Source organism: Pleomorphomonas carboxyditropha (assembly GCF_002770725.1).
Taxonomy (GTDB): domain Bacteria; phylum Pseudomonadota; class Alphaproteobacteria; order Rhizobiales; family Pleomorphomonadaceae; genus Pleomorphomonas; species Pleomorphomonas carboxyditropha.
Genome location: NZ_NQVN01000054.1, coordinates 1 through 6,027 on the forward strand (window position 1 = coordinate 1; position 6,027 = coordinate 6,027).

5 protein-coding genes and 1 pseudogene are annotated in these 6,027 nt (G+C 65.3%); 2 read left to right on the forward strand and 4 right to left on the reverse strand.

The features are described 5' to 3' along the window. A pseudogene (locus CJ014_RS28270) lies at window positions 1-139 on the forward strand (IS110 family transposase); the annotation flags it as partial. A 405-nt stretch (window positions 140-544) separates the two neighbouring features. On the opposite strand, the gene adh reads toward CJ014_RS28270, so the two are convergent. The 4 genes from adh to CJ014_RS27080 form a co-directional block, all read right to left on the reverse strand. Next, the gene (adh, locus tag CJ014_RS27065; protein ID WP_100083602.1) at window positions 545-2,062 is read right to left on the reverse strand and encodes an aldehyde dehydrogenase; all 1,518 of its coding nucleotides are present in this window, start codon (window positions 2,060-2,062) and stop codon (window positions 545-547) included. Window positions 2,063-2,323: 261 nt separating this feature from the next. Then, window positions 2,324-3,304, reverse strand: coding sequence for a helix-turn-helix domain-containing protein (locus CJ014_RS27070; RefSeq protein WP_245427747.1), 981 nt, complete (start codon window positions 3,302-3,304; stop codon window positions 2,324-2,326). Window positions 3,305-4,322: 1,018 nt separating this feature from the next. After that, the gene (locus CJ014_RS27075) at window positions 4,323-4,625 is read right to left on the reverse strand and encodes an addiction module antidote protein (RefSeq protein WP_100083603.1); all 303 of its coding nucleotides are present in this window, start codon (window positions 4,623-4,625) and stop codon (window positions 4,323-4,325) included. Beyond that, window positions 4,622-4,924: a type II toxin-antitoxin system RelE/ParE family toxin gene (locus CJ014_RS27080; RefSeq protein WP_100083604.1), complete on the reverse strand. Its 303-nt coding sequence runs from the start codon at window positions 4,922-4,924 to the stop codon at window positions 4,622-4,624. The genes CJ014_RS27075 and CJ014_RS27080 overlap by 4 nt, the downstream gene beginning before the upstream one ends. A gap of 142 nt (window positions 4,925-5,066) precedes the next feature. On the opposite strand from CJ014_RS27080, the gene CJ014_RS27085 reads away from it, so the two are divergent. Further along, a complete protein-coding gene (locus tag CJ014_RS27085) occupies window positions 5,067-5,915 on the forward strand; it encodes a protein-L-isoaspartate O-methyltransferase family protein (protein WP_100083605.1) in 849 nt (282 codons plus the stop codon). The last annotated feature ends 112 nt before the right edge of the window (window positions 5,916-6,027 follow it).

Here is a 6,027-nt window from a genome sequence, read left to right on the forward strand (position 1 = left end):
CAAGGGGCCATTACGAGAGGTCTATCAACGCCTTGTCCAAAACGGAAAAAAGCCAATCGTCGCCATCGGAGCTCTCATGAGAAAGATCATCGTCATCCTCAATGCAAAACTGAGAGACCTCAACGCACAACAGAGTTGATGACAGATTTATATAGAGGAAACAGTTGGATAAGCCGCCTGCGAGCTCACCCAGCACATCGCATGCCCCGATAGCCAAGGGCAACCTCGCACCCCACGCACAACGATCTATCTCCTTGTTATATATCCATTTCCTGTCATCCTGGCGCAGGCCAGGACCTCAGGCAGAATGAGGCAATCGGCCGATATAGCACTCTCCATCCCACCAACAGCTTGAAGCGCCGACCCGGCTCACCCGGATCGGCGCTTCTCATGCACGCGCCCAGAGCCTGGATCGAAATTCGCTGGGGCGCGGCAGATGGCGACGAGTGCGAGAACCGGAGCGCAGCGGGCTTAAGGCCCGTGAGCACCGGAAGCGCGGCACTCCAAGCCAGATGCCCGCCCCAGTAGAGTTTCGGCCAGGCTCTCAGAAGAAGCCGAGCTTCTTCGGGTTGTAACTGACCAAGAGGTTCTTGGTCTGCTGATAGTGGTCGAGCATCATCGAGTGGGTTTCGCGGCCGATGCCCGACTGCTTGTAGCCGCCGAACGCCGCGTGCGCCGGATAGGCGTGGTAGCAGTTGGTCCAGACGCGGCCGGCCTGGATGTTGCGCCCGAAGCGATAGAGACGGTTGGCATCGCGGCTCCATACGCCGGCCCCGAGGCCATAGAGCGTATCGTTGGCGATCTCCAGCGCCTCGTCCTCGTCCTTGAAGGTGGTGCAGGAGACCACCGGGCCGAAGATCTCTTCCTGGAACACGCGCATCTTGTTGTTGCCGTGGAAGACGGTCGGGGTGACGTAGTAGCCGCCTTCGAGATCGCCGCCGAGGTGGGCGCGCGTGCCGCCGGTCAGCACTTCGGCGCCTTCCTGGCGGCCGATGTCGAAGTAGCCGAGGATCTTGTTGAGCTGCTCCTCGGAGGCCTGGGCGCCGATCATCGTCTCCGGGTCGAGCGGGCTGCCCTGCTTGATGGCATGAACGCGGGTGAGCGCCCGTTCCATGAACTTGTCGTAGACGCTTTCCTGGATCAGGGCGCGGCTCGGACAGGTGCAGACCTCGCCCTGGTTGAGGGCGAACATCACGAAGCCCTCGATGGCCTTGTCGAAGAAGTCGTCATCCTCGGCCATCACGTCGGCGAAGAAGATGTTGGGCGACTTGCCGCCGAGTTCCAGCGTCACCGGGATGAGGTTCTGGCCGGCATACTGCATGATCAGCCGGCCGGTCGACGTCTCGCCGGTGAAGGCGATCTTGGCGACGCGCGGCGAGGAGGCGAGCGGCTTGCCCGCCTCGAGGCCGAAGCCGTTGACGACGTTGAGCACGCCGGGCGGCAACAGGTCGCCGATCAGCTCCATCAGCACGAGGATCGAGGCCGGCGTCTGCTCGGCCGGTTTCAGGACGACGCAGTTGCCGGCGGCCAGCGCCGGAGCGAGCTTCCAGGCGGCCATCAGCAGCGGGAAGTTCCAGGGGATGATCTGGCCGACGACGCCGAGCGGCTCGTGGAAGTGATAGGCGATAGTGTCGTGGTCGATCTCGGACAGCGTGCCTTCCTGGGCGCGCAGGCAGCCGGCGAAATAGCGGAAATGGTCGATGGCGAGAGGCAGGTCGGCGGCCGTCGTCTCGCGGATCGGCTTGCCGTTGTCCCAGGTCTCGGCCAGCGCCAGACGATCGAGGTTCTCCTCCATGCGATCGGCGATGCGGTTCAGGATGTAGGCGCGCTGGGCGACGTTGGTCTTGCCCCAGGCCTCGCGCGCCGCGTGCGCCGCATCCAGCGCCAGCTCGATGTCGGCGGCTTCCGACCGCGCGACTTCGCAGAGCTTCTGGCCGGTGATCGGCGACAGGTTGTCGAAGGTGCGGCCGCTCACGGCGTCCTTGAACTCGCCGCCGATGTAGTTGCCATACTTGGTGCGGAACGGCAGATCCGTGGCCTTGACGGTGCTCTGATAGGTCATCTTGTCCTCCCAGACATGTCGCGCGTTCATCGCGCTGTCGGGAGAATTGCGTAGGGAAAACCCGAAATCCAGCAGGCCCGCCGCAAGGCTAGCCCGCCAGTGTCGCAGTTCTGCGACAGTCGGATGAGGGGTTGCATTCCAGGAAGCTCAACGCCGAGCCTGACCCGAAATTCGCTGGGGTGCGGCAGCTGGCGACGGCTTCGAGAACCGGAGCGGAGCGGACATTCAGGTCCGTGAGCACCGGAAGCGCAGAAGACTAAGTCAGATGCCCGCCCCAGTAGAATTTCCGGTCAGGCGGAGCTTGTTCAGCTTGCGATGCAGCGTGGCGCGGCTGATGCCGAGCAGCTCGGCGGCGTGCGACACGTTGCCGCGCGCCCGGGCCAGGGCACGCTGGACCACCGCGCGCTCGCCGGCGGCGAGGTCGTCGGCTTCGTGCTCCCGGGCGATCAGGTCGCCGATCGGGGTATGCCCGTTGATATCGGCCGCCGTCAGCCCGAGAAGCTGCCGGGCGGCGCGGGTGGCGCCGACGATCAGCTCGTGTCCGTCGACGGCCACCAGAGCATCGGCCCGCCCCTCGGGCGAGGGCGCCAGAATGATGCGGCTCGCGGGGAAGGCGCGCCGGAACAGATCGCACTCGATGCGCCGCGCCGCGTCGGTGACCGACTGGGCGATCAGCGTCAGGAAGCCTTCGGTCAGGTCGGCCCGGCAGGAGGAGACGTCGATCACCGCCGCCAGTTGCCCGTCGGCATCGTGGATCGGCGAGGAGGTGCAGCTCAAGAGCGCGTTGCGGCTGAAGAAATGCTGGTCGCGGTGGATGGTCACCGGGCGTTGCTCGACGATGGCGGTGCCGATGCCGTTGGTGCCCTCCTTGCCTTCGCTCCATGGCGTGCCGACCCAAAGGCCCCATGCGCTGAAGGTGGCGTCGTCGGCGGCCGCGCCCCGCCTTTCCAGCGGAACGCCGTTGCGATCGGCCAGCAGCACGCAGCAACCGACGCCGCCGACGGCGGCGTGCAGGCGGTCCATGGCGCTGGTCGCGCAGACGATCAGCGGCTCCAGCGGCTGCCGGGCCAGCGCGATCTCCTGTTCGGTCAACCGCCAGACGGGTGGGCGCGGCGATGCCGGATCGAGCTTGTGCAGAACCTGCGACCGATGCCACGACGCGGCGATGACCGAGCGGGCCGCCCCGTCGGCGGCCAGCGTGTCCCTGACGTGCTGCGCGTGTAGTTCATCCGACCTGTCCACGCTTTTCCTCCTCGAGAAGCGTTGGCCACGACGCCCTGAAATTCCTCCTGCCCTAACGTCCTCCGCGTGAGTCGCCTGTTGCATCATCCGACCGGAGTGGAACGCGGATCGACAAGACGATGCCTTGCAAACGCCGGCCTGCAGCACCGATCCGTTTCAGCCGGATCGAACGGCGTTCTACGGGTAAATCCCGATAGCGGGATACTCATAATCTTGTTTGCCGAGGTAGACAATTCGCCCAAAGGACTCGGAACAAGCCGCAGCTCCGACGTCAGGTCGCATCGAAAATGACCGCCGATATCGCGGATCCGAGTGCGTCGGCCGCCCACCCTCGGCGCCCCCTCGTCCCGAGGTCCTGCGCCCGCGCGCGGGAGGACACTCTTCGGGAGGACAAGCGAGCCGCTATGGGTTTGTTTCCCATATATAATCTACCTGTCATCCTGGCGCAGGCCAGGACCTCGGGCAGAATGGAGCGGGCGGCCGATATAGCGCTCCCAGCGCCGAAGGGAGCCCGATGCGACCCTCGGCACCCCCTCGTCCCGAGGTCCTGCGCCTGCGCGCGGGAGGACAATCTTCGGGAGGACAAGCGAGCCGCTATGGGTTTGTTTCCCATATATAATCTACCTGTCATCCTGGCGCAGGCCAGGACCTCGGGCAGAATGGAGCGGGCGGCCGATATAGCGCTCCCAGCACCGAAGGGAGCCCGATGCGACCCTAGGCGCCCCCCTCGTCCTGAGGTCCTGGGCGCGCCCTATATCCGCCCCTCGTTCTTTTCTGCCCGAGGTCCCCGCCTTCGCGGGGATGACAGGAGAATTATAAATAAAAACAGCAGCGTAACGTTCTTCTCAATTGTCATCCCCGCGCAGGCGGGGACCTCGGGAAGGTAAAGCGGGCGTTCGATATCGGTCTCCCTCTCCAGCTCTCCCCTCCAGCGCCGCCCGATACCGGGCAAACGACGCCTCCATCCACGCCTTGGCGTCGCCGATGATCGGCTCTGACCGCCAAACCGCCCCGGCACTCACTCCGCCGCGTCACGCGGGATCGGCTCCACCCGAACCGCCAGCCCGAGCGCCTTGGTGATGGCCATGAAGTTCGCCAGCGTCGGATTGCCGCCCTCGGACAACGCCACGTAAAGGTTTTGCCGGCCAAGACCGGTATCGCGGGCGAGCTTGCTCATTCCCTGGGCGCGGGCAATCACGCCGAGAGCGTGGGTAACCAGCGCCGGGTCGCCATCCTCGAAAGCCGCTTCCAGGTAGGCGGCGATATCCTCTTCGTTCCTGAGATACTCGGCGGTGTCGAACGGCTTGGTGACTATCGTCATGCCTCGTTTCCCCATCCTGCGGCCAGCGCAATGGCGTCTGCGATGTCCTTGGCCTGCGTGCGCTTGTCGCCTCCGGCCAGCAGGACGATCAGCTTTTCGCCGCGTCGGACGAAATAGACGCGATAGCCCGGTCCATAATCGACCCTGAGTTCCGACACGCCCTGCCCGACCGGCTTCACATCACCGGGGTTGCCAAGCGCAAGACGGTCGATCCGCACCAGAATACGCGATCGTGCCTGCCTGTCGGCGAGGCGGGCGAGCCAGCCCTCGAACTGCTCGGTCTGGCGAATTTCGATCATAAGGCATTGTCTCATTTATAGGACAAGAGAGCAAGAAAGATTTGGTCCCACGCCGTCATCAAGGTATGCCAACCATGCCCATTCCGCGCTACATTTCCCTTCGGCAGACAGGGCGAGTATCCACGGACAGGGAGTCTCCACCATGACCAGGCGGGCCGGCATCGAGGAAATTCGCGGCTTTTATGCGCGGCTGATCACGGCGGCGAGCAAGTCGTCCGATCCCCGGCTCGAGCGGGCCTTCGAGGCCGTCCCGCGCGAGGCGTTCCTGCCACCGGGGCCGTGGCGGATCGTCGTCGGCGGCCGGCATGTCGACACGCCGAGCGCCGACCCGGCCTATCTCTACCAGGACGTCCTGGTGGCGCTCGACGCCGCCAAGGGCATCAACAACGGCGAGCCGTCGCTGCACGCCCGCTGGATGGCGGCGATCGCGCCGGCAAGCGGCGAGGCGGTGACGCAGATCGGCGCCGGCACCGGCTACTACACCGCCATCCTCTCGCTGCTGGTGCTGCCGACCGGCACGGTCACCGCCTTCGAGATCGACGAGCGCCTCGCCGATGCCGCCCGGCGCAACCTCGCGCCCTTCGAGGGCGTCGCGGTCGTCCATGCCGACGCCACCGGAACGCCGCTGCCGGCCTCCGACGCGATCTACGTCAACGCCGGCGTCGCCGCGCCGCCGGCCGGCTGGCTTTCGGCTCTGAAGCCGGGCGGCCGGATGATCTTCCCCTGGCGGCCCAGCGACAAGATCGCCCTGACGCTGCTGGTCACGGCCGGGGACGGCGGTTTCAGCGTCAAGCCGCTGATGCCGTCCTGGTTCATCCCCTGCGTCGGCGCATCGGAGGAGCTTAAGCCCCTGAGGCTGCCGGAAACCGCCGCCGAGGTGCGATCCATCCGGTCCGTCTGGCGCACGGCCGATCGGGCGCCCGATGAAAGCGCCGTCGCCGTCTATCCCGACGTCTGGTTCTCGTCGAAGGAACCGGGCGGCGACCGCTGACGCTAGGAGAGCTATATCTCCCCCTCGCCTCTTTCTGCCCGAGGTCCTGCGCCTTCGCGCAGGATGACAATCTATGTATATGTTTCTTATATATAAATTACCTGTCATCCTG